The organism is Roseicyclus marinus (assembly GCF_036322625.1).
In the GTDB taxonomy this organism is placed as follows: domain Bacteria; phylum Pseudomonadota; class Alphaproteobacteria; order Rhodobacterales; family Rhodobacteraceae; genus Roseicyclus; species Roseicyclus marinus_A.
In genome coordinates this window covers 2,772,977-2,798,206 of sequence record NZ_AP027266.1, presented here as the reverse complement: position 1 = coordinate 2,798,206, position 25,230 = coordinate 2,772,977, and the positions used below count along the sequence as shown (strand labels likewise).

General features: G+C 60.8%; 22 protein-coding genes and 1 pseudogene. 16 read left to right on the top strand and 7 right to left on the bottom strand.

What is annotated here, in order from left to right:
- Window positions 1–97: 97 nt before the first annotated feature.
- Together AABA51_RS13450 and AABA51_RS13445 are read right to left on the bottom strand one after the other, a co-directional pair.
- Window positions 98–1,066: an alpha-ketoacid dehydrogenase subunit beta gene (locus tag AABA51_RS13450; RefSeq protein WP_338272455.1), complete on the bottom strand. Its 969-nt coding sequence runs from the start codon at window positions 1,064–1,066 to the stop codon at window positions 98–100.
- Window positions 1,067–1,084: 18 nt separating this feature from the next.
- Window positions 1,085–2,287, bottom strand: a complete 1,203-nt coding sequence (locus AABA51_RS13445; protein WP_338272454.1) for a thiamine pyrophosphate-dependent dehydrogenase E1 component subunit alpha — start codon at window positions 2,285–2,287, stop codon at window positions 1,085–1,087.
- 105 nt (window positions 2,288–2,392) lie between these two features.
- Between AABA51_RS13445 and AABA51_RS13440 the strand changes: the two genes are divergently transcribed.
- Entirely contained in the window at window positions 2,393–2,572 is a 180-nt protein-coding gene (locus AABA51_RS13440; RefSeq protein WP_338272452.1) for a hypothetical protein, read from the top strand.
- Window positions 2,573–2,628: 56 nt separating this feature from the next.
- On the top strand, window positions 2,629–3,456 hold the full coding sequence (locus tag AABA51_RS13435) for a universal stress protein (RefSeq protein ID WP_338272450.1): 828 nt from the start codon (window positions 2,629–2,631) through the stop codon (window positions 3,454–3,456).
- Window positions 3,457–3,855: 399 nt separating this feature from the next.
- Here AABA51_RS13435 and AABA51_RS13430 read toward each other — a convergent pair whose 3' ends face one another.
- From AABA51_RS13430 to AABA51_RS13420, 3 genes are all read right to left on the bottom strand, one after another.
- Window positions 3,856–4,179 (bottom strand): hypothetical protein, encoded by a 324-nt coding sequence (locus AABA51_RS13430; RefSeq protein ID WP_338272449.1) that lies wholly within the window; start codon window positions 4,177–4,179, stop codon window positions 3,856–3,858.
- A 17-nt stretch (window positions 4,180–4,196) separates the two neighbouring features.
- Window positions 4,197–4,847, bottom strand: a complete 651-nt coding sequence (locus tag AABA51_RS13425) for a BON domain-containing protein (protein ID WP_338272447.1) — start codon at window positions 4,845–4,847, stop codon at window positions 4,197–4,199.
- Between the two features lie 483 nt (window positions 4,848–5,330).
- Window positions 5,331–5,552: a hypothetical protein gene (locus tag AABA51_RS13420; RefSeq protein ID WP_338272446.1), complete on the bottom strand. Its 222-nt coding sequence runs from the start codon at window positions 5,550–5,552 to the stop codon at window positions 5,331–5,333.
- A gap of 140 nt (window positions 5,553–5,692) precedes the next feature.
- Here AABA51_RS13420 and AABA51_RS13415 point away from each other — a divergent pair, with 140 nt between their 5' ends.
- The 3 genes and pseudogenes from AABA51_RS13415 (at window position 5,693) to AABA51_RS13405 (ending at window position 9,324) form a co-directional block, all read left to right on the top strand.
- Window positions 5,693–8,251, top strand: a complete 2,559-nt coding sequence (locus AABA51_RS13415; protein WP_338272444.1) for a cation-translocating P-type ATPase — start codon at window positions 5,693–5,695, stop codon at window positions 8,249–8,251.
- A gap of 87 nt (window positions 8,252–8,338) precedes the next feature.
- Window positions 8,339–8,545, top strand: a pseudogene (locus tag AABA51_RS13410) (DDE-type integrase/transposase/recombinase); the annotation flags it as partial.
- 74 nt (window positions 8,546–8,619) lie between these two features.
- The gene (locus tag AABA51_RS13405) at window positions 8,620–9,324 is read left to right on the top strand and encodes an IS6 family transposase (protein ID WP_338272443.1); all 705 of its coding nucleotides are present in this window, start codon (window positions 8,620–8,622) and stop codon (window positions 9,322–9,324) included.
- Between the two features lie 555 nt (window positions 9,325–9,879).
- On the opposite strand, the gene AABA51_RS13400 is transcribed toward AABA51_RS13405, so the two are convergent.
- Window positions 9,880–10,764 (bottom strand): HAD-IIA family hydrolase, encoded by an 885-nt coding sequence (locus tag AABA51_RS13400; RefSeq protein ID WP_338272441.1) that lies wholly within the window; start codon window positions 10,762–10,764, stop codon window positions 9,880–9,882.
- A 287-nt stretch (window positions 10,765–11,051) separates the two neighbouring features.
- Between AABA51_RS13400 and AABA51_RS13395 the strand changes: the two genes are divergently transcribed.
- From AABA51_RS13395 to AABA51_RS13345, 11 genes are all read left to right on the top strand, one after another.
- On the top strand, window positions 11,052–11,828 hold the full coding sequence (locus AABA51_RS13395; RefSeq protein ID WP_338276604.1) for a DeoR/GlpR family DNA-binding transcription regulator: 777 nt from the start codon (window positions 11,052–11,054) through the stop codon (window positions 11,826–11,828).
- Window positions 11,825–12,868 carry an ABC transporter ATP-binding protein gene (locus AABA51_RS13390; RefSeq protein ID WP_338272439.1) on the top strand — a complete coding sequence of 348 codons (1,044 nt, stop codon included), beginning with the start codon at window positions 11,825–11,827 and terminating at the stop codon, window positions 12,866–12,868. The genes AABA51_RS13395 and AABA51_RS13390 overlap by 4 nt, the downstream gene beginning before the upstream one ends.
- Window positions 12,869–12,905: 37 nt before the next feature.
- Window positions 12,906–14,162 carry an ABC transporter substrate-binding protein gene (locus AABA51_RS13385; RefSeq protein WP_338272437.1) on the top strand — a complete coding sequence of 419 codons (1,257 nt, stop codon included), beginning with the start codon at window positions 12,906–12,908 and terminating at the stop codon, window positions 14,160–14,162.
- A 66-nt stretch (window positions 14,163–14,228) separates the two neighbouring features.
- The gene (locus tag AABA51_RS13380; RefSeq protein ID WP_338272434.1) at window positions 14,229–15,122 is read left to right on the top strand and encodes a carbohydrate ABC transporter permease; all 894 of its coding nucleotides are present in this window, start codon (window positions 14,229–14,231) and stop codon (window positions 15,120–15,122) included.
- Window positions 15,119–15,928, top strand: coding sequence for a carbohydrate ABC transporter permease (locus AABA51_RS13375; RefSeq protein WP_338272432.1), 810 nt, complete (start codon window positions 15,119–15,121; stop codon window positions 15,926–15,928). Before AABA51_RS13380 ends, AABA51_RS13375 begins: the two co-directional genes overlap by 4 nt.
- Window positions 15,929–15,933: 5 nt before the next feature.
- Entirely contained in the window at window positions 15,934–16,731 is a 798-nt protein-coding gene (locus AABA51_RS13370; protein WP_338272431.1) for a phosphodiesterase, read from the top strand.
- A 1-nt stretch (window position 16,732) separates the two neighbouring features.
- A complete protein-coding gene (locus AABA51_RS13365; protein ID WP_338272430.1) occupies window positions 16,733–18,397 on the top strand; it encodes a Na/Pi cotransporter family protein in 1,665 nt (554 codons plus the stop codon).
- A gap of 866 nt (window positions 18,398–19,263) precedes the next feature.
- The gene (locus tag AABA51_RS13360) at window positions 19,264–20,286 is read left to right on the top strand and encodes an ABC transporter substrate-binding protein (protein ID WP_338272428.1); all 1,023 of its coding nucleotides are present in this window, start codon (window positions 19,264–19,266) and stop codon (window positions 20,284–20,286) included.
- A gap of 105 nt (window positions 20,287–20,391) precedes the next feature.
- Window positions 20,392–22,476, top strand: a complete 2,085-nt coding sequence (locus tag AABA51_RS13355; RefSeq protein ID WP_338272427.1) for an iron ABC transporter permease — start codon at window positions 20,392–20,394, stop codon at window positions 22,474–22,476.
- Window positions 22,477–22,486: 10 nt separating this feature from the next.
- Window positions 22,487–23,500, top strand: coding sequence for an ABC transporter ATP-binding protein (locus AABA51_RS13350; RefSeq protein WP_338272425.1), 1,014 nt, complete (start codon window positions 22,487–22,489; stop codon window positions 23,498–23,500).
- Window positions 23,497–24,315 carry an inositol monophosphatase family protein gene (locus AABA51_RS13345; RefSeq protein WP_338272423.1) on the top strand — a complete coding sequence of 273 codons (819 nt, stop codon included), beginning with the start codon at window positions 23,497–23,499 and terminating at the stop codon, window positions 24,313–24,315. The genes AABA51_RS13350 and AABA51_RS13345 overlap by 4 nt, the downstream gene beginning before the upstream one ends.
- A 133-nt stretch (window positions 24,316–24,448) precedes the next feature.
- Here the strand turns inward: AABA51_RS13345 and AABA51_RS13340 are convergent, their stop codons facing one another.
- Window positions 24,449–25,081 carry a tyrosine-type recombinase/integrase gene (locus AABA51_RS13340; RefSeq protein WP_338272422.1) on the bottom strand — a complete coding sequence of 211 codons (633 nt, stop codon included), beginning with the start codon at window positions 25,079–25,081 and terminating at the stop codon, window positions 24,449–24,451.
- Window positions 25,082–25,230 lie beyond the last annotated feature (149 nt).

Below are 25,230 nucleotides of genomic sequence, written 5' to 3'. Positions count from 1 at the left end.
GTGCCGAAAGAATGCCATCCTCACACCGGTCACAGCGGACATGGACGTGAGCACTGGCCGTTCGGTCTTGGGTGTCATTGGCTGGCATTTTCATGGCTCACACCATCTTTCGGGCGGCATCGGCGATCCGTGTCGCGTCAGGCCTCATCCATGTGAACATTTCGGGTGAAGCAGGGGGTGGGGCGTCCGGAAAGGCGATCCGTCGGAACCGCGCGCCCTCGACGGCCTCGGCGCACCGGGCCACGACCTCCGCAGCGGGGCCTAGGGTGTAGTAACTCTGGTCAACCGCGAGAAGGCGGCGGGTCTTGGCGACCGAGGTAACGAGTGTTTCCGTGTCCATTTCCTTGAGGACACGAAGGTCGATCACTTCGACCGACATCCCTTCGGAGGTCAGCGTGGCGGCGGCCTCCAGCACGTCCGGCATTCCGGCACCCGATCCGACGATGGTCAGGTCGCTGCCTTCCTGCCGGACTGCGGCCCGCGTCAGGGGAACCTCGTAGGGTTCGTCCGGTACCTCCTCGGACAGCATCCGCAATCCCGCCGGATAAAGAAACACGACGGGATCCGGGCTTCGCAAGGCGGCATGCATCATCCCCTTGGCGTCATAGGGGGTGGATGGCACCACGGTGCGCACACCGGGGATGTGGGCATAGATCGTATCCACCTCGTAGTCGCTGTGCTGACCGGCGAACCCCGGTGTCTGGCCTGTCATCTCGATCACGAAGACCACGGGCATCGAGGCCTTGCCACCTGTCATATGCCGCAGTTTTCCCGCATGGTTCTGGATCACCTGGTAGGGCATTCCTGCGCCCTGGTAGGGAATGTATGTCGCCGCGCGCGACCCTGCGAGACCGGCCCCGAGCACTGCCGAAGCCATCCAGTTTTCATCGATGCCGGTATTGACCACCCTACGACGACCGAATTCGGTCTCGAGGTTGATCACGGGCATCCCGGCGTTGGTGGCAACCGGCGGGGTCAATTCGTAGATCCAGGTCATTGCCGGATCATTCCGCATTTCCCACTGGACGGCCTCAAGCACCGAATACATCCAGGTCTTTTCGGTCATCGTTTTCTTCCCCCTGTTTCAAGCGATCTGACGAGGGATGACCTCGCCTTCCACAAAGACATGCCGGAGCCCGTCCTCAGGGGTGCAGAGCGGTTGCTCGGCAGCCCAGGCGAAGGCGGTATCCACCTCGGAGCGAACCTCGGCCTCCAGCATTTCGGCCCCTTCGGCGGTCAGAACGCCCCAGTCGATAAGGGTGTCCCGGGCGATATCGACCGGGTCGCGCTGCATCCACGCGCGCACCTCGCGTTCGGGGCGGAAGGACGTGATCGCCAGCGGGTCATAGCCGAATGCCCCGAGCTGACCGACATCGGCGCCGGGCGCGCCCCAGTGGTTGTAGTAGCGATAGGTCTTGGCCTCGATGAAGGTCGGCCCGCCACCGGCCCGGGCCCGGTCCACGGCCTCCTTGGCGGCATTGTAGACCTGAAAGACGTCCTGCCCGTCGACAACGCGCGCCGGAATTCCATAGGCGCGCGCGGCATCCGCGATGTCCGTATGGGGGCAGGAATAGGAATAATGCGCGTACTGATGATAAAGATTGTTCTCGAGCACGTAGATGAAGGGCAGATCGAGAAGGCGGGCGTTGTTGAGTGCCGAATGAAAATGCGGCGTGGCATAGGTGCCGTCTCCGCCAAAGACGACCGACACCTGGTCCGAACCCCGTGCGCGAAAGGCGAAGGCTGATCCGGTGGCGATCACATGACCCGGGCCAATCATGCCATCGGCCCCGATGAAGCCGACCGAGGGATCTGAAATGTGCATCTCGGCCGCGTAACCGCCGTTGATGCCCGTCGCGCGAAAGTCGAATTCCGCCTGCATCCGCCCCATGTCCACACCCTTGGCCAGAGCATGTCCCGTTGGGCGGTGTGTCGAATAGACGAGGTCGATCTGATCGAAGGGGCCCTCGTTCCGCAACGCGGCGCAGACACCGGTCGCCACAGCTTCCTGTCCCGCATAGAAATGGTTGTAAGCCCTGTAATTCGGGTCGCTCAGCATCCGGTCGGCCATCGTTCGCTCGTGCCAGCGGATCCGAAGGATCGTCCGGAGCATCTGCGTCAGATCTTCGTCTGACAGATCCATTGCATGGTATCCAATCGCACCCTCTGCGCGTGCGATGCCGCCAGCGACCCCGACCGCCACGCCAGCCATTCCGGCGATTTGCATAAAGCCACGACGACTGATCCCGTCGCGTAGATCCTTTCGGCTAATGGCCTCCGCTTCCATGGTTTCTCCCTCCTATCGTCCGATGCTCCCATTAACGTGGGACGAGACGATTGGGCGGGCATTGACGGCGATCAACGATAGACCGCCCAGATCGGGGCCGGGCGCATGACGGCCATCAATGCGCAACGTTGCGGCCGGGTTCAGTGTCAGTTGGCGCTGTTCCTGCGCGACTTGTCTGGAGAAAAGACCATGGACCCGAAATCGAAACCCAAACCGGCAAAGCCGGGCAAACCTTCGGCACCCGTCGGAAAGCAGTCGGCTGATCCTAAGAAACCCTCGAAATGAGCATCGTCGCCTCTGGCCAAAACCGGGGGCGACAGCCTCAGCATTGGTAACGGCATATGACACATAGAACGTTTCTTCTCGTCGTTTTCGACAAGCTCGAGGCAGCTTGGTTGGTCGACCGGGCCGCCGAAACAGCATCTGGCTTCAACGCCCATTTGACCGTTTTGCACCCGTTTGCCCCCCTTGTTTTTCCGGCCGGCATTCAGTCGGAACCGACCGTCTTTTCCAAAATGCTCGATTGGGAGGAGACGGAGTCGCGCGCGATCCGCATCAAGGTGGAAGAGGCACTGAGACGGAACGCGCTCCAGGGGGAATACCGGGCGCAAGACGCTCTATTCGGTGCGGAAGCCTATCTGCTTCACGCTGCGCGCGCGGCAGATGTCGTCTTGGTCGGCGCAACCGCCGAGCGCTCACCTGATGAGCGAACCCTTGCTCATCGCTTGGTCCGGGAAGCAGGGCGGCCCTTCCTCGTCTTGGGGCGCGGCGCATCTATTGCCGGTCCCGCACAGCGGATCTTGATGGGGTGGAATGATACCCGCGAGGCGACGCGTGCGATTCATGATGCCATCGGCATGACGGCGCCCGGGGCCGAAGTTACGCTTGTGTCACTTCATTCTGCTGCAGACGAGGTTTCGCCAATGGCTGGCGGTCTCCAGGACCTCGCGGCGGCGCTCGACAGGCTCGGGTTCCGCGTGACGATCACGGACCGCCCGGCCAATCCCGATGCTCGGGCCGCGGAATTGCTCCGCTGCGCGCGCGACATGGATGCAGAGCTGCTGGTTACCGGTGCATTCGGCCATTCGCAGATTTATGATTTTTTCATCGGGGCGGTAACGCGTCACCTACTGGACGGAGCCCCCATCCCGATATTCCTATCGGGTTGATCCTGGATCAGGATGGCGGACCATCCCTTGGCCCGGGCAGGACCAAGGCTAGGCTCAGCAGCGCGGCGCCAATCGCCCCAAGGGCAAGCCGACCGCCATTTCGGGAGAGGAGAACGAAGAACGCCCCTTCTACCGCCTTTTTCCACGCGACGGATTGCGGCGCGGATTGTGCGCCAAAGCTTGGAATCAACACAGTCAAGGCCACAAGGGCCATGGCAAACAAAGCGCCTCCGACAGACAAAAGCGCCCCGCCCAATCCCAGGGCAGGGCGCAGGAGAATGACAATCCCGGCCACGAGGCAAAGCCAGATTGAAACCCCCCAAAGAAGGCCGATCGCGGCACCCAAGCCGAACCGAAATCCCGTCCTGAGCATGGGTTGCGTCATTCGTCGGCCAAAAATCAATCGCGATGCCGCAGGATCAACCCCAGCACCAGTCCAAAGCCGATCACACCCAAAAGACCGGCGGCCCATGTGCCGGGATGTTCGCGAAGGCTCTTTTCGGCACGTTTCTCGAGTTGCCCAAAGCGCTCTTGCAACGCATGCGCCATCCGTTGGCCTTCTCTCACGATCATTGCCGCATCGTCGGACGCGTCCTCACCGGTGTCGAAAAAATCTGACTTCCCGAATGACCTGAGCGCTTTCCCGAGATCCAGCGCAGCACGACGCAATTCCCGAACCTCGCCTGCTGCAACCGAGAGATCGGCTGTGTTGTCTTTTGCCATGTTGATAGCTCCCTCTTTCAGGCACCGATGATGATGTGATCGACTACGTTCACGACCCCCGGTGCTGCCCAAGCCGCACGCGTGGCAGCGTCACGCTCGGCCCAGTTGCGCACGCGTCCCTCGAGGGTCACCTTGCTGTCAGTGACCTGCACTTGGATGCGTTTCGCCTCGAGCTCGGCGTCGCGTTTGAGGGCATTCTCGATCCTCTGACGAACGTCAGTCGGGCTGACCGACGGTTTGATGAGGATCAGGTTCGTCACGTCCTTGACGCCTGCAAGGTTCTGGACGGCTTTTGCGGCAGCCTCCTTCTCGAAATACCACGTCACTGTGCCGCTGAGGGTCACATGGCCATTCTCGACCGTGACCTGAACCTTGTCCCGCGGCACCGAAGCATTCCAGTTCAGGGAACTGACCGCGCGCTTTGCGATCTCGTCGTCGGCCGTCAAGTGGCTGCCCGCCGGTCGCACCTCGATTTCCTGGGCGATGGCAAGAACGCCCTTCACATGCTTGACGATGCGTTCGGCAGTTTGCTTTTGCGCATAGGTGCGAACATGGCCGGTCAGCGTCACGGTGCCATTTTCGACAGCCACGCCAATATCGGCAGCGTCGATGCTGGGTTCGTATTCGAGTTCGTCGAGGACATCCTTTCTCAGGTCGATATCCTTCATGGGGCTTTCTCCGCAAATCTGTTGGTTGGGTGATTTTCGTGTGGCCAAGAGTGCCCTCGTTTCCGTCAGGGCTCATTGACGGCGGACAATTCGTCACAACGGCACTGCATTGGACAGATCTCGGGCTGGCGATCTCGAAAACGATGGTAGGGCGCGAAAGACGCACGCCGTCGTAACGAAGCCAGAACGTGATTTTCCCGAAGCTTGATTGATCGAGGTTTTCTGCCTCCCCGATAGCAGGCAACCCAATCAGTGCGAAGACGCCAGTGATGCTCTGATCGAATGACTCTGCGGAAGGACACAGAACGAAAGCAGTAGGAAATGAACGATCATCGGCGCGCATGGAATGCACCTATGTATTGCCAATGACCTATTCGAAAAAAGCTTAGTTGGCGTAGATCGGGCAGCGAAAGGCTGCCGGGCCCGCTTCAGCTTCAGGGTTTCCCCATCGACTTTTGCGTATCGCCCGACAGCCCCCGATCTTCAGGTCTCATTGCTTTCCCGGTCCATCAACTCGTGGCCTTCGCCTTTCAGCGCCTTCCGACGGGTTTTCTCCAGTTCCGCTCCTCCTGTCGATGGAATCATTCTGTCAAAAACACTGTGCGCCGGCATTGACGACTCGCAATCCAAACCAAGCGCGAAGTCTGATAGCTTGAAGCGCGCAGGGATTGTTTCAATGGCGGTCGCGAAACCAAAGCAATTCAAGCACTGAAGCCTTTGGAATTCCGTGTGCGGTTGGTCGTACCGCAGCAGGCAGTGATGGCGTTGGGGTGGGTAACGCTGCCGTCAGGCTAAAACGCGTGCCGCCTGTATCCCGGTCGATATGTAAAAAGCACAATTGGGCCATGATCGAACATCGGGAACAGGATACACGGGCGACGAAAGGCTTGAGCGAGGCGGAGGCCAAAGCCCGTTTTGCTGCGGATGGGCCGAACGAGCTGCCTTCCAGACACGAGCGGACTGGATTGCGCATCTTCCTCGACGTTATGCGAGAGCCGATGCTTGCCCTCCTCGTTGCAGGTGGCGCGATCTATGCAGCGTTCGGTGAGACACGCGATGCGGCTGCCCTGTTGGTCTTTGCCTGTCTTTCCATACTCATAACTCTCGTGCAGGAGTGGCGCAGCGAAAAGGTGCTCGCAGCCCTTCGCGACCTCAGTAGCCCTCGTGCCCTCGTTATCCGCGACGGAAGGCGCCAGCGCATCGCGGGGCGGGACGTGGTGCGGGGGGATATCATCCTCCTCAGCGAGGGAGACCGCATTCCTGCCGACGCAACCCTACTTTCCGCTTCAGATCTCCAAGCTGATGAATCCCTGCTGACCGGAGAGGCGCTTCCCGTCCGAAAGCGTGCGACAACTGGTGCGGGCGAGGTGCAGATCCTGCCGGGCGGGGACAATTTGCCGTTCGTATTCTCCGGAACGCTTGTTGTGCGTGGAAAAGGCTTGGCAGAAGTCAGCGCTACGGGTGCTTTGACCGAGATCGGCAAGATCGGCAGATCCCTTGCCTCCATACGAGCGGAACCCCCGCGACTCTACGCCCAAACCCGCCGGATAGTATTCCTTTTCGCCATTGCTGGCGCAGCGGTCAGTCTGCTTGTCGGTGGGCTCTATGCCTACCTGCGTGACGATTGGTTCGAGGCAGTTCTGGCTGGTATCGCGATAGGGATGTCGATGCTGCCGGAGGAATTTCCTGTGGTCTTGGCTATCTTCATGGCAATGGGCGCTTGGCGATTGTCGAAAGCGCGCGTCCTGACGCGTCGGGCGGCTGCGATCGAGGCTCTGGGAGCCGCTACAATCTTGTGTGCCGACAAAACGGGAACCCTCACCCAGAACCGTATGGCGATCCGGCAGGTCCGCCTGCCGGACGGGCGGGCCTGCGCGGTTGATGGCGCTCAGACCGTCCGCCCTGACTACGTCGAGGTCCTGCACGTTGGCCTTCTTGCCTGTGACCCACAGCCGTTTGACCCGATGGAGCTGGCCTTCCATGACATTGCTGCGCCGGCCGCCGGGCGGAACGGTCTGACGCTCCTACGATCCTATGCTGTGCATCCCGACCTTCTGGCCATGTCCCAAGTCTGGCAAGGTGACGCATCAGCCCCGCGCATCATTGCAACCAAAGGCGCGCCCGAGGCCGTCTTTGCCCTTTGTCGCCTTTCCCCGGCTGTCCGCGCGGCAGCGGCGCGGGACGTCGATACAATGGCGGCCTCTGGCCTGCGCGTGCTGGCCATCGCGTATGGCACGACGATGGATGATCTGCCGGACTGCCAGCAGGACCTGCACCCGACGTTTCTCGGCCTGGTCGGCCTCGCCGATCCTTTGCGTGCCAGCGTCCCACAAGCCATTGCAGAATGCCGCCGTGCAGGGATCCAGGTGAAGATGATTACCGGCGATTATCCCGTCACGGCCGCAGCTGTCGCGCACGTCGCGGGGCTGGACCGGGTCGCCCCACTGACAGGGCAGGACCTGGACAGGCTTGACGATGCGGAGCTCGGCGAACGTCTGCGTCGCAGTGATGTCTTCGCCCGTATCATGCCGCACCAAAAACTGCGGATCGTCAACACGCTCAAGGCGCAAAACGAGGTCGTGGCAATGACGGGCGACGGGGTGAATGATGCACTCTCCCTGAAAGCGGCCCATATCGGCATTGCGATGGGTGCGCGTGGCACGGACGTAGCGCGCGAAGCCTCGGCCATCGTATTGCTGGATGATGATTTCGGGTCAATCGTCCAGGCCATCCGTCTTGGTCGCCGCATCTACGACAACCTTCGCAAGGCTGTAGGCTTCATATTTGCTGTTCACCTGCCGATTGCGGGGCTTGCCATCGCACCGCTGCTTTTTGGCTTCCCGGTTATCCTCGGGCCGATCCACATCGCTTTTCTGGAAATGGTGATCGACCCCGTCTGCACGCTGGTTTTCGAGGTCGAGGATGAGGAAAAAGATATAATGGATAGGCCGCCCCGCAACCCGTCCGAACGTCTCTTTTCGTCGCGTCTCATCGGCTGGAGCGTTGCACAGGGCATGGTCGCGTTTGCTGCTGTGATGATCATTCTAGTCTGGGGGAGCCAACGGCAGATGCGTGAGGACGAATTACGGGCAATAACGTTTCTCGCCCTGGTAATGGTGATCATCGCCCTGATCTTTGTGAATCGCTCTTTCAGTGGCTGGACCCTCGCCACTGGAGGAAAACTGAAACCAGCGCTTCTTGTCGTGCTCGCTGCGGTAACAGGGACCCTGGCAGTAGCTACGCTGTGGCCTCCGGCGCAGGATCTTTTCCGTTTTGGCGCGCTTCATCGTCAGGATGTCATCATGACGATAAGCGCTGGACTGGTCGTCCTCGTGGTGCTTGAGGCGATGAAACCGCTTTGGCGGCTCCGCAGGCCAAGGCGGGCGCAAAGTCTCGTGGGATGACCGCACACCTGGTTAGGTGTTTGATCCCACGTGACCTGGGCCCCGTATCCTCCTCCAGTCTAAGGTAGAGTCCGCTCCAACGAGGAGACGGACAATCTCCGATCCTACGGCGCGGCTCTGACAGAGCTTGGTGCCGATGCCTGCCAGGAAACAGGCCCGTGGTTGAACAACAGGGCGCAGAACTCGCACTTGCCATTTCGACGACGAGAGAGGGCGATGCTTGGCTTCCGGCGCATGCGAAGTCTTAAGAAATTCGTTGCCCTGCAAGCCCCTGTTTCAAAACACTTCACCAAGAACGTAGCCTATCCAGTGGTCCTGTCAGAGGAACTCGGCTTGAGACGGGGCAGGGCGCGGGATAGCCTCCGCCCATGACCAAACGTTCGCCTTTCAAGTACTTCAAAACCAGCCCCGAAATCATCAGGCTTGCAGTGATGCTCTACGTCCGGTTCCCGCTGTCGTTGCGAAACGTCGAAGATCTTCTGAACGAACGCGGTATCGACGTCAGTCACGAAACCGTACGGTTCTGGTGGCGCAAATTCGGTCCGATGTTCGCCTCCGAAATCCGGGCGCGGCGGATCGAGGGGATGCAGTCCAGCCGTTGGAGATGGCACCTGGACGAGATGTTCGTGAAGATCAATGGCGAGCAGCACTACCTGTGGCGGGCGGTGGATCACGAGGGTGAGGTGCTCGAAAGCTTCGTGACCAAGCGCCGTGATCGCAAAGCGGCATTGAAATTCCTCAGAAAAGCAATGCGCAGGCACGGTCGACCTGAGTCAGTCGTCACCGACAAGCTTCGGTCCTACGGCGCGGCGATGAGGGACATCGGCAACGCGAACCGCCAGGAAACCGGTCGATGGCTGAACAATCGGGCCGAGAACTCACACTTGCCGTTCCGACGACGGGAGCGGGCGATGCTCCGCTTCCGGCGGATGCGAAGTCTGCAGTTGTTCGCCTCCGTCCATGCATCCGTCACCAACCACTTCAACGCCGATCGCAGTCTCTCAAGCCGACCCTGGTTCAAGGCCAACCGCTCTGCCGCCCTCGCCGAGTGGCGCGGTCTTTGTGTGGAATAGGACCGGTGCCGCTGCGCTTGCGGAGACTGGTTCGCATTCGTCTGACAGCACCGCCACCCGCACTCGCCGAAACCGATGGTGGGCCCTCACAGGGCCCTTTTTTCTTTTGGTTTCAAAGGGGTTTAGCCATGGTGACCGACCTTCGGAGACTGTCAAAACGGTCGAAACCGGTCTCTGAACGCCGTTTGTCTCTAATCGACCGCCCTAGGCTTCCAGAAGGACGCTTTCGAAATAGTATTTAACTACAGTTGCTTGGCGATTTTGGTCGAGCGCCCTTTTCGAAAGTTCAACTGATCGCACAATGCGTTACGAATCCGAGGGACGGGCACAGAGCGGTCAATATGGGCCGCGTGCGACCTTGCTGTCGTGCTGGCGGGAGCCTGCGACTTGTTGCAATGTGGAGACAGTGGGTGGGCAGATGGGTGGCGAAATTCAGATCGTCTTATTGCCGAACAGGGCGCTGCGCTGCCACATGACTGCAACAAGCCCAACGCTTCCATCCATGCATGTACGCCAGTGCTCACCTCAATATTTTCTGGCAACTCGCAATGCCACTCAGATCCGGGATAGATGCCAGGTGGGCCGGATATTTGACGACAGGCAGTATGCCGGCGCGTATTCCCCGGCAAACAGCCCATCCCTAGACACGAGCACGGAGCGCCATCCGCGTGCGGCGGCACCCAAGATGTCAGTGTGCAGGGTGTCCCCGCACATCGCTATGCGTTCTGTGGAGGTACCTGGTAAGGAGGCCTCAACCATTTCGTAGACCTCAGAAAAGGGCTTCCCGAGGAAACGAACGTCCGGAATGCCCTCGTCCAATAGTAAATGACCGAAGTGGCCAGGCTCCAGCGTGAAGCCGCCTTCGCGTGGCGCCACGAGGTCGGCATTCGCAATCACCACCGGCCTTGGCTGCCGTTCCAGCGCTTTCAACAAGAAACCTTGGCGGTCCGGGGTCCAGATCTCGGTCGACAGGAAGAGGAAGGCATCGACAGAGGCGTAGTCGGTGGGATCATCCAGCAGTCTGACGGTCTTAGCGGGTACGTCAGACAGGTCGTCGGATGGCGCCGCGATGCATCCCCAAATCCCGGGAGCCAATGCCGGCAGCGTCGCGTCGCGGCTGGTCACGATTTCATCGGGCGCGACCGTCATCCCCAAGTTGCGAAACTTTTCCACGGCGCGATCATGATTATAGCTCGCAGCGTTTGACAGGATCCGGATGGCACATCCGAGGGCGCGCAGCTGATCCAGTCGAGCGGCCGCGCCTGGGATGGGCACATCTCCGACATTCAACACGCCAAAAGCGTCGAAGACGAAGGCGTCGATCTCGTCGGTAATGTCGAGCAAAGACGTAATGTTGCGAGTTTTCCCCTCAAAAGATGCCACAGGCAAGCGCTGGCGAACAGCCTCGTAGCGTTGAAAGATGCCTGCAACGTTTTCCATGACGACTGTCGGCCTCCTGCTCTGATGAGCGGGACGTTCGAGGCCCGCGCGTCCGAGCGTAGGGTTGAGCGCCCAGAATTGGAAGGAAAAACGACAAAGCGACAAAAATCCGCGCTTCGATCGGCGCCGCAAAACTGTCAGATTTGTAGAAAAATCCCGATAAAATGGGATTAGCGCTCGATGCGCCCGAACCCAGTTATATCCGTACTGATCATTATCACTACAAAAAATGTTGTTTTGTAGCTTTTTGGGCCATAGGCTTCGCTCAAAGCGACAGGGGGAATCGCGTGGCCTCGAAAAAGATCAGACGGCGGGACTTGATCCAGCAGATCGTGCAGGAACGAGGCGCAATCAGCGTTGGGGCCCTTGCCGAAATGCTGGGCGTCTCGACCCAGACGATTCGCCGCGATCTCGACATGCTCGGCGATGACGACGGGTTGCGTCGTGCCCATGGCCGGATCGAGCTGGCCGAGGACCGGCTAAACACTCCCTTCGATCAGCGCGCCGGAACCAATCTGGTTGGCAAGCGCGCCATCGGCGAGATTGCGGCGTCTCGGATCCCAGATGGTGCAACGCTTTTCATCTCGATCGGTTCGACGGCCTTGAGCGTGGCCCGGGCGCTGCACCGGCGCAAGGAGTTGACAGTCATCACGAACAACCTGAGCGCAGCGATGGTGCTGAGCGAGGAAGTCTCCAACCGGATCATTCTTCCCGGGGGCGAACTACGTCTTCCAGACCGCGATTTCGTCGGCGAGGAGGTCGTCGCATTCTTTGCCCGTTACCGCGCCGAGTTCGCGATTTTCGGTACGGCCGGTGTCGATGCGGATGGCGGATTGCTGGAATTCCATCAGGCGGAGGTGCGAGCGACCGAACGGCTCCGACAAAATGCCGCAACCTCCCTTCTGGTTATCGACCACAGCAAGTTCGGGCGTCTTGCCCCGGCCATGGGCTGCAACATCACTGATATAGATCTCGTGGTCTGCGACCGCGCCCCCGGCGAAGATTTCTCCCCGCTAGTCGAGACGATGAATGGCCGCATCATCTTTGCAGAGGACAACGAATGACCACAAGCGAGCCCTTCGTGCATGTCGAGAATGTAGCCAAGCGCTGGAACGGTCAGCTCGGTGTCGAAGATGTTGATCTTTCGATTCCACGCGGCTCTTTCGTGGCGCTTCTCGGGCCTTCGGGCTGTGGCAAGTCTACGACGCTGCGCCTCTTGTCTGGTCTGGAATTGCCCGACGAGGGCACGATCAACATCGACGGCCGCAACGTGACGACCGCTGCACCGTCCGAGCGCAACCTCTCGATGGTGTTCCAGTCCTACGCACTGTTTCCTCATCTGAGCGTCGCCGAAAACGTGGTATTCGGCCTGAAGGTGCGGAAGGTGCGCGCGCCCGAGCGCCAGGAAAAGCTACGTCGCGCGTTGGAGATCACGGGCCTGCTCGGCTACGAGGCGCGCAAGCCTGGCGAGTTGTCTGGCGGTCAGCGGCAGCGCGTGGCGCTTGCCCGCGCCATCGTGGCTAACCAGCCTCTGTGCCTGATGGACGAGCCGCTGTCTAACCTCGACGCAAAGCTGCGCGCGTCGGTGCGCAAGGACATCAAGAAGCTGCAGGTCGATCTCGGGATCACCGTCATCTACGTCACCCATGACCAGACCGAAGCAATGAGTATGGCCGATATAGTCGTTCTGATGAAGGATGGACGAATTCAGCAGACCGGAGCGCCCGAGGACCTCTATTACCGCCCCGCCAACACGTTTGTCGCGGAATTCGTCGGCTCGCCGCCGATGGCGCTGATCGAGGGTACGGCGCTGAAGGGCTACGAGAGATACGACAAGGTCGGCCTGCGTGCGGAGAACGTTCAAGTGGCCGAGGCCGGCAAAGGCCGACTGATCTGCCGCGTTTCGGAATGTGAGTTTCTTGGCTCGGAAACCTTCGTGGGTCTGACGCATGCCTCGGCGTCCGGGCTGACGGTCAGCATGCCGGGGCTGCGCAACATACCCGCCGGCGAGGAACTAGAGATTACCTTTGCAGATGAGGACCTGCACTTTTTCGACTCCAGCGGCCAGAGGATCATACCGCAGACGGGCGCGGCCGCAGGCTAAGAGCGATGCGCCCACTTTTCAAAACAGGGAGGAACTGATGACAAAACTCAGGAGACTTGCCGTCGGCGGCGCCGCGGCCACACTTCTCGCGACACCGCTCGCTGCGCAGACAGAACTGACAATGTATTATCCCATCGCGGTCGGCGGTGCCTTGACCGAGGTCGTCGATGGGATCGTGGCAGACTTCGAGGCCGCGAACCCGGACATTAGCGTAGAGGCCATCTACTCCGGCAACTACGACGACACCCGTGTTCGGGCGCTGTCGGCCCTGGCGTCCGGAGAGCCGGCACAGTTGGCGGTCATGTTCTCGATCGATGCCTACGACCTGATCGAACAAGGTCTGATCGTGCCGTTCGAGAGCATTGAGGGTGTGTCGCAGGACTGGCTGGACAGCTTCTACCCCGCGCTCATGGCCAACAGCCGGATCGAAGGGCAGACCTGGGGCATCCCATTCCAGCGCTCGACCATCGTCGCCTACTACAACCGCGACATGTTCCGCGAAGCGGGCCTCGACCCCGATGCGCCCCCGTCCAGCTGGGAAGAGATTGTCAGCATGGGCCAAGCCCTGACCGACGACGATACCTGGGGCCTCATGATCCCCTCGACCGGCTATCCCTACTGGATGTTCCAGGCTCTGGCGATCCAGAATGGCGAGGAACTCATGTCGGGCGACGGCCTGACAACATATTTCGACGACCCCGCAGTCGTCGAGGCGCTGGACTTCTGGCTTTCGCTGTCGACAGAGCACGGCATCATGCCGACCGGCACCGTGGAGTGGGGAACGTTACGCCAGGCCTTCCTCGAAGGCCAGACCGCGATGATGTGGCATTCCACCGGGAACTTGACGGCCGTGCGCAACGCGGCGACCTTCGACTTCGGTGTGGCCGAGCTTCCCACGAACGTGCGCCCGGGATCGCCGACGGGCGGCGGCAACTTCTACGTTTTCGAGGAGACGACCCCCGAAGAGCGTGCGGCTGCCCTGCGGCTGATCGAATTCATGACCTCGCCCGAACAGGCGGCGGCATGGTCAATCGCGACCGGCTACATGGGCGTAGCACCAGCTGCCTATGAGACCGAGGCGTTGCAGGCCTACACCGCCGAGTTCCCGCCGGCGCTCGTTGCACGCAACCAGCTCGAAAACGCAGTGGCGGAATTCTCGACCTTCGAGACCGCGCGGGTGCGCGAAGGTCTGAACAACGCGATCCAGGCGGCACTGACCGGCGCCTCTACTCCGGGCGATGCCCTGTCCGAGGCCCAGGCGGCGGCAGTCAGGCTGCTGCGCGACTACCAGTAATCCACTGCTACGGGCATCCGGCTCCATCCGGGTGCCCGCCCGCAATTGGCTCCGAAGGGCAGGCTCATGGCGAAGCACGTAAATCTCGAGCGCCGCAGGCAGGCGGTCTATGGCTGGCTTCTGCTGTCGCCTGCCGCGGTTCTGCTGACGACTTTCGCGTTCTACCCATCGCTTGCGACGTTCTGGACAAGCCTTTTCAGCCGCGAGACACGGCGACGTCCCTCGGAATTCGTCGGAAGCGAGAACTATAGCGACCTTTTCGCAGATCCGACTTTCTGGACCGTGGTGTACAACAACTTGATATATGCCGCCGCCACGATCCCGATTTCCATGGTCATAGCCTTGTCGATGGCGCTCTGGGCGAACTCAAAAATCCCTGCTCGGGGCTTCGTGCGCACGGCTTATTTCACGCCAACCGTTCTGCCGATGATCGCGGCTGCGAACCTTTGGCTCTTCTTCTACACACCCGGTCTCGGCGTTCTCGACCAGATCGGGTCGCTCTTCGGACTGCCCTCCGTCAATTGGCTCGGCCAGCCCGAAACAGCACTCTGGGCGGTGATCATCGTGACCATCTGGAAAGAAGCTGGGTTCTTCATGATTTTCTACCTCGCCGCGCTGCAGACCATTCCCGAGGACCTGAAGGAGGCAGCAGACATCGAGGGCGCCAGCCGCTGGACATACACGCGGCGGATCGTGCTGCCGCTTCTCATGCCGACGACGCTCTTCATTCTCGTGAACGCCCTGATCAACTCGGTCAAGTTGATCGACCACCTCTTTATCCTGACGAAGGGTGGACCGAACGACGCTTCAAAGTTGATCCTCTACTACATCTGGGAAATGGCCTTCGCCTTCTTCGACGCGCCTCAGGCTGCAGCAATGACGATCCTTGTGCTCGCGGTACTCGGCATCGTGGCCGGCATCAAGTTCACCATCCTCGACAAGCGGACGCATTACCAATGAGCGGTCTTCTGCGCCATCTCGAGAGCTTCGGAGCGCTGCTGCTGGCGGTGATCTGGATCTCGCCGCTGCTCTTCGCCTTTTGGGCTGCGTTTCACGCGACCACGGATGCGGTCAATTTCAACCTCACCGCGCCGTGGACGCTGGAGAATTTCCGCACGGCATGGGAAGGTGCGCCGTGGATGCGCTACTTCCTCAATACCTTCGTGCTCGTGACGGTCATCCTCATAGGCCAGTTTATCGTGACAACGCTGGCCGGTTTCGCCTTTGCACAGGTGCGATTTCCCGGCCGCGATATCGTGTTTATCCTCGTTCTGATGCAACTGTTCATCCTGCCGGAGGTGCTGATCGTCGAGAACTACGTGATGGTATCGCGGCTCGGGCTCTTCGACACGATCCTCGGCGTTGGCATGCCTTACATGGCGTCCGCCTTCGGGATCTTCCTGATGCGCCAGGCATTCAAGGGGGTTCCGATCGAACTGCACGAGGCCGCCCGCATCGAGGGCTGTGGCTGGTTCGGCATCCTCTGGCGCGTCTACGTGCCTTTGGCGCGACCGACCTATCTCGCGTATGCGCTCGTGTCGGTATCGACCCACTGGAACAACTTCCTCTGGCCGTTGATCGTCACCAATTCGCCGGATACTCGTCCGCTTACCGTTGGGCTGTCGATCTTTGGCGCACCGGAAAACGGCGTCGACATCTCCGTAATCTCGGCAGCGACAATCATGTCGATCGCGCCCTTGCTCGTAGCGTTCCTCGTGTTTCAGCGGCAATTTGTGCAGGCCTTCCTGCGCGCGGGGATCAAGTAGGGTCCATGGCCAGGCTTCTGCACCTTTCGGACCTTCACGCGGTGGCCACCGGCACACGCGCGTCGGGAGTGCTGGATACCAATGATTTGTTGCGCGAGGCCATCGATGCACTGTCCGGGCGGCTCACAGCGATCGGGCGGATAGATGCTGTGTTGGTGACCGGGGACATCAGCGATGACGGCTCGGCTGAAAGCTATGCCATCGCCAAGGCTCAGTTGGCGCGGCTCGGACTGCCGTTGCTTGCCATTCCCGGCAACCATGACCGTCGTTCCGCTTTCCGCGACGCCTTCGCCGACACCGCCCCGATGCCCGACGATGGCCCGCTCGACTGGATTGCGGAGGTTGCTGGAACCCGGATCGTTGGGCTCGACACGCTGGTCGAGGGACAGGGCGGTGGATTGCTTCGGGCGCGAACGCTCGATTTCTTAGCAGAAGCGCTCGACCGCTCGCAGGGCAAACCCGTCGTGGTCGCCCTGCACCATCCACCCCTTCGCACGGGAATCCGCTTTATGGATGCCATCGGGCTCGATAACGCCGAGGCGCTCGAGGGTATTCTGCGTCGCCATGACGGGCCGCTCTGGGTGTTGGCCGGCCATGTTCACGGGGTCTATCACTGCATGCTCGGTGGCCACCCGGTCGTCACCGCGCCCTCCACGTGCAGCGCGTTCGTGTTCGACCAGCGTGAGGAGGCCCCAGTAGGGTTCATGCTAGGACCGCTTGGCTTTGGAATGCTCGACACCGCACCGGGCGGGGTTTGGACGGCTTGCCCGCTTGTGATGGCTGATGGTCCCTACGGTTTCTGATATGGACCAGACAGGCGCCCCGATCGTCTTCATCTTGAACATGGCCGCTTCAGCGGCGTTGCTGATCTGGGCCGTGCGGCTTGTGCGGACCGGGTTCGAGCGTGCGTTCGGCGGCCAGCTCCGGCTCTGGTTGCGCCGATCTACGTCGAACCGCTTCGCGGCCGCCGCGACCGGGGCGGGGGCCGCGATCCTTATGCAAAGCTCGACCGCAGTTGCTATCCTGATGGCTGGTTTTCTGTCGGCCGGCGCCATCGGAAGCCTCTCTGGGCTCGCCATCATACTGGGGGCCGATCTGGGCTCTGCCGTCGTGGCATTGATACTCAATTTCCAGATCGGGGCGCTGACGTCACTGCTGCTGCTGGCAGGTGTAATGGTCTTCCTCCAAAGTTCAGCGCGACGGATCCGCCAGATCGGGCGCATTCTTATTGGATTGGCGCTGATTTTTCTGTCGCTTGATCTGATCCGGGATGCCAGTCAGCCTCTCATGCAGAGCACTGGCGCTGGAGCGATTATGCTTTACCTGTCCGGTGACCCGATCACGGCCTTTCTACTAGCGGCACTGTTCGCATGGCTTGTCCACTCAAGTGTCGCAGCGATCCTATTGTTTGCCACGCTCGCCGCACAGGGAATGATGCCCGTCGAGGTGGCCTTTGCTATGGTGCTTGGTGCCAACCTCGGCGGCTCGATGATTGCCTTCTTCCTGACACTCAAGTCTTCGGCCGTAGTTCGTCGCGTGGTCTGGACGAACCTCGCCTTGCGGGGCGGAGGTGCAGCCCTGATGCTGTTCGTCCTAGTCAGCTTTGATCTGCAGACCAGCATGTTGGGGTCCACGCCCGACCAGCAGGCGTTGAACCTGCACTTGCTTTTCAACGTCCTACTGCTTGTTGCCTTCCTCCCGCTGGCCACGATCCTCATGTGGGTCGCAAACCGGCTGGTCCCGGACCCAGCTGGATCCGAGGCTGCTGGGGCTAGGCGCTCGGCACTCGCCCCGGAGGTCCAGAACCAGCCGCGCAGGGCTTTCGCCTGTGCGCTTAGGGAGATGGTCGAGATGAGCAATCGGATAGAGGTCATGCTCCGCGATGCCATGCCGCTGTTCGAGAAATACGACGAGACGGTTGCGCAGAGACTGCATCACGAGATGCAGGATATCGCGACGATCTCGCTGGACATCCGGATCTACCTGTCGGGAGTGCGTAGCACGGATCCCAATGAAGATACTGGCACCCGCAGCTTCGATCTTTCGGGGGTTACGGTGAACCTTGAGGCGGGGGCCGACATCATCGCACGCAAGATGGTCGTGCTCGCCAACAAGAAAGATGCGGCCAGTTTGAACTTTTCCAAAGAAGGCTGGAGCGAGCTGCGCGATTTCCATGACGTGGTCCTGCGCAATGTCCAGCATGGTATCTCGGTGCTGATGTCTGAGGACCTTGGGCTGGCACGCGAACTGGTCGAGCAGAAGGAAAACGTCCGTGACCTCGAACAGAGCCTCCAGCGCAAGCACTTGAGAAGGCTGCGACAGGGCATGACCGAGTCCTACGAGACGAGCGCCATCCACCTCGATCTGTTGCGCGCGCTCAAGGCGCTGAACACGTCCTTCGCGATGATTGCCTATCCGCTGCTGTCTGATATGGGAGAGTTGCGTCCAAGTCGTCTTTCGGGCTCTTAACCGGCCTGCCTGTGTCAAGGGGCACACAGTTGCCTACCGAAGCTTCTGTCTTTCGTCGCGGCCTCCCCTCGGTGGTTGAATTCACTCTTGGCCTCGCTGCCATCAGCGCGCCGTGCAACAACCCCGTTCCTGTGCTGCTGCGGGAGCTGGGCTGTAGCCTTGTTTGGCTCTTGGTTTCACGTCTGCTTGGTCCACACTTCGGACCTCTGGTGTATCGAAATGCTGCGAAATTGATGAATGACCGGTTAGGTAAAACCGCAATTCCGCGGTGGCTGCTGACTTGACCGACCGCTTCGGGTCGATTGCGTTAATTCGGTGCCCCAAACACCACGACGGCCTGATCCGCCACGGCAATCCCGCGCACTCCGACAACTGCATCACAGTCACGGCCGAAACCTCGCGCCCAAAAACGAGCCGTTTCAGCACCTCAGGCGCCAAGTACGCTAAGCGCAGCTGCCTGCTGACATGGCGCTCTGCGAGGTTCACGGGGATGGCCAAATCCCGCACGGTGCTGAACTCACCTGCCTCCATCCGCCGCCGCCAGGCCCAAGCGCGGCCGATAGCGCCGAAAGCAGCACGGAAATAGAACTGCGCCGCAGTTAAAGCAGGTTCGTCCACTCTTGGTGCGAACAGAGACGCCCGAAGGCGGCGTGGTTGTTCGGGTTAGGCCGCATTTCGGTGCGGGTTGTGTCGCTACTTTTGTGATGAGCGGTTTGCCACCTGCCTGCACGAGCCGTCGATGATCCGTCGTATAGGCTTAGTCAAATGTAGGATTGGCAAAAAGACGTAAAACGTCTTGCCAACTATGCCTCTTGCAAGCCTAATGGCCGTTACAAGCTGCATAAGACAGTCTTTGGGAGGAATACATGACCGTCAAACATTTGTCCGCCGCTGCGTTTGCGGCGCTAGGGTTTGCTGTAGCCGTGCCGGCCACGGCCCAAGCCGATGAATTGGTGCTTTACTGCTCGGTGCAAGAAGAATGGTGCCGGGCCATGTCCGAAGCGTTCCAGCGCGAGACCGGGATCAACGTTCTTATGACACGCCGCTCGTCCGGTGAGACCTATGCCCAGATCGCCGCCGAAGCCGCGCAGCCAAGGGGTGATGTCTGGTGGGGTGGCACGGGTGACCCGCATCTCCAAGCCGCACAAGAAGGGCTTACGGCGGAATACGTCTCGCCAATGCTGGGTGAGCTTCAGGATTGGGCCGTGCGTCAAGCCGAAACCTCGGGCAACCGGACGGTCGGTATTTATGCGGGTGGTTTGGGCTTTGGTTACAACTCCGAGCTTGTGACGGAAGATCCGCCGGCTTGCTGGGCCGACTTGCTCGACCCGCGTTTCGAAGATGACGTGCAGGTGGCAAACCCGAATTCCTCGGGCACGTCATACACGATGCTTGCAACGATGGTGCAGCTGATGGGTGAGGACGAGGCTTTTGCCTATCTCGCGCAGCTTCACGACAACATCAGCCAGTATACCCAGTCCGGTTCGGCCCCGATCCGTGCGGCTGCAACCGGCGAAACGGCGATTGGCATTGTCTTCATGCATGACGCCGTAGCCCAGACCGTGCAGGGTGCTCCCATCGTGGCCGTCGCGCCATGTGAAGGCACCGGCTATGAGGTTGGATCTATGTCGATCATCGCGGACGCCCCGAACCCGGATGCGGCGCGCACCTTCTACGACTGGGCGTTGACCCCTGCAGCGCAGGAAATCGGGGCGGCCAACAACAGCTTCCAGATACCCTCGAACCTGAACGCAGCAACGCCAGAGGCCGCGCCGCGGCTCGAAGACGTTAACCTGATCGATTACAATTTCGCGCTTTATGGGTCGAGCGAGGAACGCACCCGCCTGTTGCAGCGCTGGGATGCCGAAATCGGGTCGTTGGCGCAGTAACCTGTGTCACGCTTTACCCTGAAATCTGACCGAGCCGGAGCTGTCTGGCTCGGTCTGCTGACTGCATCGCTGGTGCTTTTGCCCTGGTACAAGGGTACAAGTCCTTTGGCGGGGCCCAACACTTCGGCTCTGGCCGAGGCGCTTGTGGGCTCTGGCTGGCTTTGGCCGCTGATCTTGTTCGCCTTCTGCCTGGCTTTCGTCGCGATAAGGCAAGGGTGGCAAAGATCGGGTCTTGCGCTTGGTCTGACGTTCGCCGCGCTCGCGGCGATGATTTGGCAAGGCTTTGCCGTCGGTTTGCGTGGGCCGTCATCCGATTGGATCGGCGATTTGTTTCCGCGCGCAGTGGAAGGGCAGACGGGCCTTGGCTGGGGTGGGTTGCTGGCCGGGGTCGCCTTGATAGGCTTGGTGTCCAATCTTTTCGCAGCGCGCGGCTTTTGCCGGGGCGAACGCTTTCCGGCGCTATGCATCACCGCCATCGTGGCGCTTTTGACGTTGTTCGTGTTCTACCCGATTGTACGCCTTGGCATCGCGGCTTTCGTCAACACAGAAGGCGCGCTGGCTTTGGCCCTGTTCTGGGCGCGGCTGACGGCGCCCGACCTATGGGGGGTTGGCTGCTTTTTGGGGGGCGGTCGCTGCGGGGTCGTGATCAACACCATCGTTTTGGGCGTCTTGTCCGCGACGCTGGCCACGGCATTGGGGCTGGCGCTGGCACTTTTGGTCAATCGGACTGATTTCAGAATGAAAGGCGTGCTTCGCGCTATTTCGATCCTGCCCATCATCACACCGCCCTTCGTGGTGGGCGTTGCCATTATCCTATTGTTTGGGCGCACGGGTCTTGTCACAGGCTTCGTAGCCGATCTGATGGAGGTGCGGCCGACCCGTTGGGTCTATGGCCTGCCCGGCATCCTGATTGCACAGGTTCTGGCATTTGCGCCTGTCACCTTCCTCGTGCTGCTGTCTACTCTGGAGGCGATCAATCCGACCTTGGAAGAGGCATCGCGCACGCTGGGCGCGCGGGCCATGACGACCTTTCGCACGGTCACCTGGCCGCTTTTGCGCCCCGGCCTTGCGGCGGCTTTCCTGCTTGCCTTCATCGAAAGCCTAGCCGATTTCGGCAATCCGATCGTTCTGGGCGGCGGCTACGAGGTTTTGTCGGTCAAGATATTCTTTGCCGTCGTGGGCGCACGCTATGACCTTGGCAATGCCGCGACCCTTGCGATGATCCTTCTGGCGCTGACGCTGGTCGCATTCTGGCTCCAGATGCGCTGGATGGGCAAGAAAAGTTATGTCACCGTTACGGGCAAATCCGACGCCGGGCTGGCGGCGCCCTTGCCCCGTGTTCTCAAGATCGCGGTGCTGGCCGTAGTCTTGCCATGGGTTGTGTTCACGCTGGCGGTCTACATCATCATCGCTGCGGGCGGTTTCGTCACCGATGTCGGGCGCTGGGACCTGACGCCGACCTTCAGCCACCTGATCACCGCCTTCCGTTTCGAAATCGCGGAAACGGGACTGGAACTTTATGGATCGGCTTGGGACTCGATGATCACGACGCTTTGGGTGGCGGGCTTGGCCGCGCCCTTGACCACCATCATCGGCATCCTGACCGCCTGGCTGGTGGCGCGGCAGGATTTCGTGGGGCGGCGCGCTTTCGAATTCGGGACGATGCTGTCCTTCGCGGTACCCGGAACGGTGGTCGGTGTCTCTTACGTCGCGGCCTTCAACGTGCCACCAGTGGACATCACAGGAACGGCGGCGATTTTGATCGTCTGCTTTGTGTTTCGCAATATGCCGGTCGGTATGCGGGCGGGCTTAGCCGCGCTGGCTCAGATCGACAAATCGATGGAAGAAGCGAGCCAGACGATGGGCGCAAGCGGGGCCACGACGCTGCGTCGCGTGGTGCTCCCGCTGATCCGCCCCGCGGTCTTTACCGCGCTTGTCTATTCGTTTGTCACGGCCATGACTGCCGTGTCGGCGGTCATCTTCCTTGTGTCCGCGCGGCACAACATGGCGACGGCCTATATCATGGGTCGGGTCGAAGCCGGGGAATACGCGTTGGCCATCGCCTATTCTGCGATCCTGATGATGGTCATGATCCTATGTGTCGTCGTGATCCAGCTTTTGGTGGGCACACGGCGTTTGGGCCGAAGGAAGGAATTGCAGGGCCGTGCGACAGCGACGCCCGCAGAATGAGGACTTGCGCATGAGCGAAACGGCCATCGAATTCATCGACGTGGTCAAGCGCTACGGTGGCGCCACAGCGGTCGACCGGATCAGTTTTTCCATCGCCAAGGGCGAGCTTGTGACCTTTCTGGGCCCCTCGGGTTGCGGAAAGACGACGTCGCTGCGGCTGATCGCGGGGCTGGAATTGCCATCCGAAGGACAGGTTCGCATCGCGGGCCGCGATGTCAGCCGCGACCCGGCTTCGGAACGCAACGTGGGGATGGTGTTTCAATCCTATGCATTGTTCCCGCATATGAGCGTGCTGGACAATGTCGCCTATGGGCCGACGATCCGCGGGGTTGCCAAGGCCGAGGCGCGCGACCGCGCCCGTGCCATCCTTGATCAGGTCGGGCTAGGCGGGTTTGAGGGGCGGTTGCCGTCAGAGCTTTCGGGCGGCCAGCAACAGCGCGTCGCCGTGGCGCGTGCCATCGTCCAGCAGCCGGACGTGTTGCTGTTCGATGAACCCCTTTCGAATGTCGATGCCAAGCTGCGCCGCAAGGTCCGGGCCGAAATCCGCGACCTGCAACAGCGCTTTGGCCTGACCGCCGTCTATGTCACGCATGACCAAGAAGAGGCGCTGGCGGTCTCGGACCGGATCGTGGTGATGAAGATGGGGCAGATCGCCCAGATCGGCACCCCAGCAGAGCTTTATGAACGTCCGGCATCGGCCTTTGTGGCGGATTTCATCGGGGATGCGAACCTGATCGAAGGGCAAGTTGTGGGGGGGCTGTTTTCCGCCGCCCATCTGGCACTGCCGGTCGATGCCGAAGATGGCCGCATTACCGCCACGATCCGGCCCGAACGCATTCAGCTGGCCCTCGGCGGCGCGGCGCGGATCGTGTCGGCCAGCTATCTTGGCAGCCGGATGGAATATGTCGTGAAGGACGAGGGTTTGGAATTTCTCGTCTCTCGCCCGATCTCGGAACCACGGCTTGCAGCGGGCGACACCGTAGCGCTACAGCTTGACCCAACCGATCTGATCCTTGTGAGATGACCAAGATGCAAGATGCCCTGTCAGCCCGCGCCGATTTCGCCTCTGGTCTTGCGCGCAGCGCCGGGCAATTGGCCAACGAATATTTCCGCAATCGCGCTAGTCTTGAGATCGAGACCAAGAACGGCGAGCTGGATCTTGTGTCCATCGCGGACCGCGCGGTCGAAGACATGATCCGTAGCGAAATCGCGGCCACGTTTCCCGATGACGCCATTCTTGGCGAAGAGGGCGGCGCTACCGCCGGGGCCTCGGGGCTCACTTGGGTCATAGACCCGATCGATGGCACGGTGCCCTTCTTGATGGGATTGCCGCATTGGTGTGTCGTGCTGGCCCTGACTGAGGGCGAGGCGACGCATCTGGGTGTGACCGATGTGCCCGTGACGGGCGAACATTTCACCGCCCGTGCCGGGCATGGGGCAAGGCTTGACGGGGTTCGTCTGTCGCTTGACGCGGGCAAGCGGATCGACCAGGGGCTGGTTGCCGTGGGGGCCTCTGACCGGTGCGACCCCACCGTGATGGCCGACATCTTGCGACGTCTGATGGAAACGGGCGGGATGTATTACCGCAACGGGTCGGGGGCCAATATGCTGGCCTGTGTCGCGGCTGGGCGGCTCGCGGGGTATGTCGAACCCGGGATGAACCCGTGGGACAGTCTTGCCGGGCTTTTGATGATCCGCGAAGCGGGTGGCGTGATCCATCCTTATCCGGCCGACGCGCGGCTTGGGCTGACCATGGGGGCAGCCCCCAGCGTATGGGATGACCTGCACGACATCGTCGCAAAGGCATTTCTTGGGGGCTTGCCCGAGGTGGTGTATTAGACTTGAATATATTTTCGTGGTTATAATTCACGTCCACGGGCGCGTCTCTGACGTCAAACTACCCTTCACCAGACCCTCAACCAATCTTCGTTCTGGGCCGACCGGCGCATGGTGTGCCGGTCGGGAAAGTTGATCAGAGGTCGATGCTGTCCGACAGGGACAAAGCGTCCTCGATGTCGACACCGAGGTAGCGCACCGTGCTGTCCATCCTCGTATGCCCCAGCCGCAACTGGACCGCGCGCAGGTTGCCGGTCTTCTTGTAGATCTGTGCGACCTTGGTCCGTCGCATGGAATGCGTGCCGTAGGCGCTCGGCTCGAGGCCGAGCGACATCACCCACCCCCGGACGATCCGGGCATACTGCCGTGTCGACACGTGCGGGCTGCCGTGAATCCGGCTGGGCCACAGGAAGTCGAGGCCGATCATCTCCGGGTCGGATATCCAGCGCTCTAGGGACAACCTAGTGGTCTCGGTGATCTCGAACCGAACCAGCTTGCCGGTCTTGCTCTGGATCATCGAGGTCCGCTCCTTGACGCGCCCGGCGGCAAAGACATCGGGCACCCTTAGGCTGACGAGATCGCAACCGCGTAGTTTGCTGTCGACGGCCATATTGAACAGCGCGAGGTCCCGCGTGTTGCCTGCCATTTCGAGGCGGACCCTGATGGACCAGACATGCCGCGGCAGGAGCGGGCGTTTCTGGCCGATGATGCGGCCCTTGTTCCAGGGAATTCGAGCAGGACGCAGGACGGGAAGAAGATCGACGGACATGGGAGTACCTCCTGTCCACCTTGCCCGCCCTTCTTCGGTCTTTCCGACAGGGGCAGTATATCATGACTTGGAGTGCGTTGTCCTCGCGAAGGGCGGAAAGCTGACTGTGACGTTGTACCACGACCGGCGCATAGTCCGCCGTAGCAGTC

Bases quoted from the DNA above. Each gene is read 5' to 3' on its own strand.
- AABA51_RS13450 (WP_338272455.1), bottom strand. From the start codon at position 1,066: ATGACCGAAAAGACCTGGATGTATTCGGTGCTTGAGGCCGTCCAGTGG.
- AABA51_RS13445 (WP_338272454.1), bottom strand. From the start codon at position 2,287: ATGGAAGCGGAGGCCATTAGCCGAAAGGATCTACGCGACGGGATCAGT.
- AABA51_RS13440 (WP_338272452.1), top strand. From the start codon at position 2,393: ATGACGGCCATCAATGCGCAACGTTGCGGCCGGGTTCAGTGTCAGTTG.
- AABA51_RS13435 (WP_338272450.1), top strand. From the start codon at position 2,629: ATGACACATAGAACGTTTCTTCTCGTCGTTTTCGACAAGCTCGAGGCA.
- AABA51_RS13430 (WP_338272449.1), bottom strand. From the start codon at position 4,179: ATGGCAAAAGACAACACAGCCGATCTCTCGGTTGCAGCAGGCGAGGTT.
- AABA51_RS13425 (WP_338272447.1), bottom strand. From the start codon at position 4,847: ATGAAGGATATCGACCTGAGAAAGGATGTCCTCGACGAACTCGAATAC.
- AABA51_RS13415 (WP_338272444.1), top strand. From the start codon at position 5,693: ATGATCGAACATCGGGAACAGGATACACGGGCGACGAAAGGCTTGAGC.
- AABA51_RS13405 (WP_338272443.1), top strand. From the start codon at position 8,620: ATGACCAAACGTTCGCCTTTCAAGTACTTCAAAACCAGCCCCGAAATC.
- AABA51_RS13400 (WP_338272441.1), bottom strand. From the start codon at position 10,764: ATGGAAAACGTTGCAGGCATCTTTCAACGCTACGAGGCTGTTCGCCAG.
- AABA51_RS13390 (WP_338272439.1), top strand. From the start codon at position 11,825: ATGACCACAAGCGAGCCCTTCGTGCATGTCGAGAATGTAGCCAAGCGC.
- AABA51_RS13385 (WP_338272437.1), top strand. From the start codon at position 12,906: ATGACAAAACTCAGGAGACTTGCCGTCGGCGGCGCCGCGGCCACACTT.
- AABA51_RS13380 (WP_338272434.1), top strand. From the start codon at position 14,229: ATGGCGAAGCACGTAAATCTCGAGCGCCGCAGGCAGGCGGTCTATGGC.
- AABA51_RS13375 (WP_338272432.1), top strand. From the start codon at position 15,119: ATGAGCGGTCTTCTGCGCCATCTCGAGAGCTTCGGAGCGCTGCTGCTG.
- AABA51_RS13370 (WP_338272431.1), top strand. From the start codon at position 15,934: ATGGCCAGGCTTCTGCACCTTTCGGACCTTCACGCGGTGGCCACCGGC.
- AABA51_RS13365 (WP_338272430.1), top strand. From the start codon at position 16,733: ATGGACCAGACAGGCGCCCCGATCGTCTTCATCTTGAACATGGCCGCT.
- AABA51_RS13360 (WP_338272428.1), top strand. From the start codon at position 19,264: ATGACCGTCAAACATTTGTCCGCCGCTGCGTTTGCGGCGCTAGGGTTT.
- AABA51_RS13350 (WP_338272425.1), top strand. From the start codon at position 22,487: ATGAGCGAAACGGCCATCGAATTCATCGACGTGGTCAAGCGCTACGGT.
- AABA51_RS13345 (WP_338272423.1), top strand. From the start codon at position 23,497: ATGACCAAGATGCAAGATGCCCTGTCAGCCCGCGCCGATTTCGCCTCT.
- AABA51_RS13340 (WP_338272422.1), bottom strand. From the start codon at position 25,081: ATGTCCGTCGATCTTCTTCCCGTCCTGCGTCCTGCTCGAATTCCCTGG.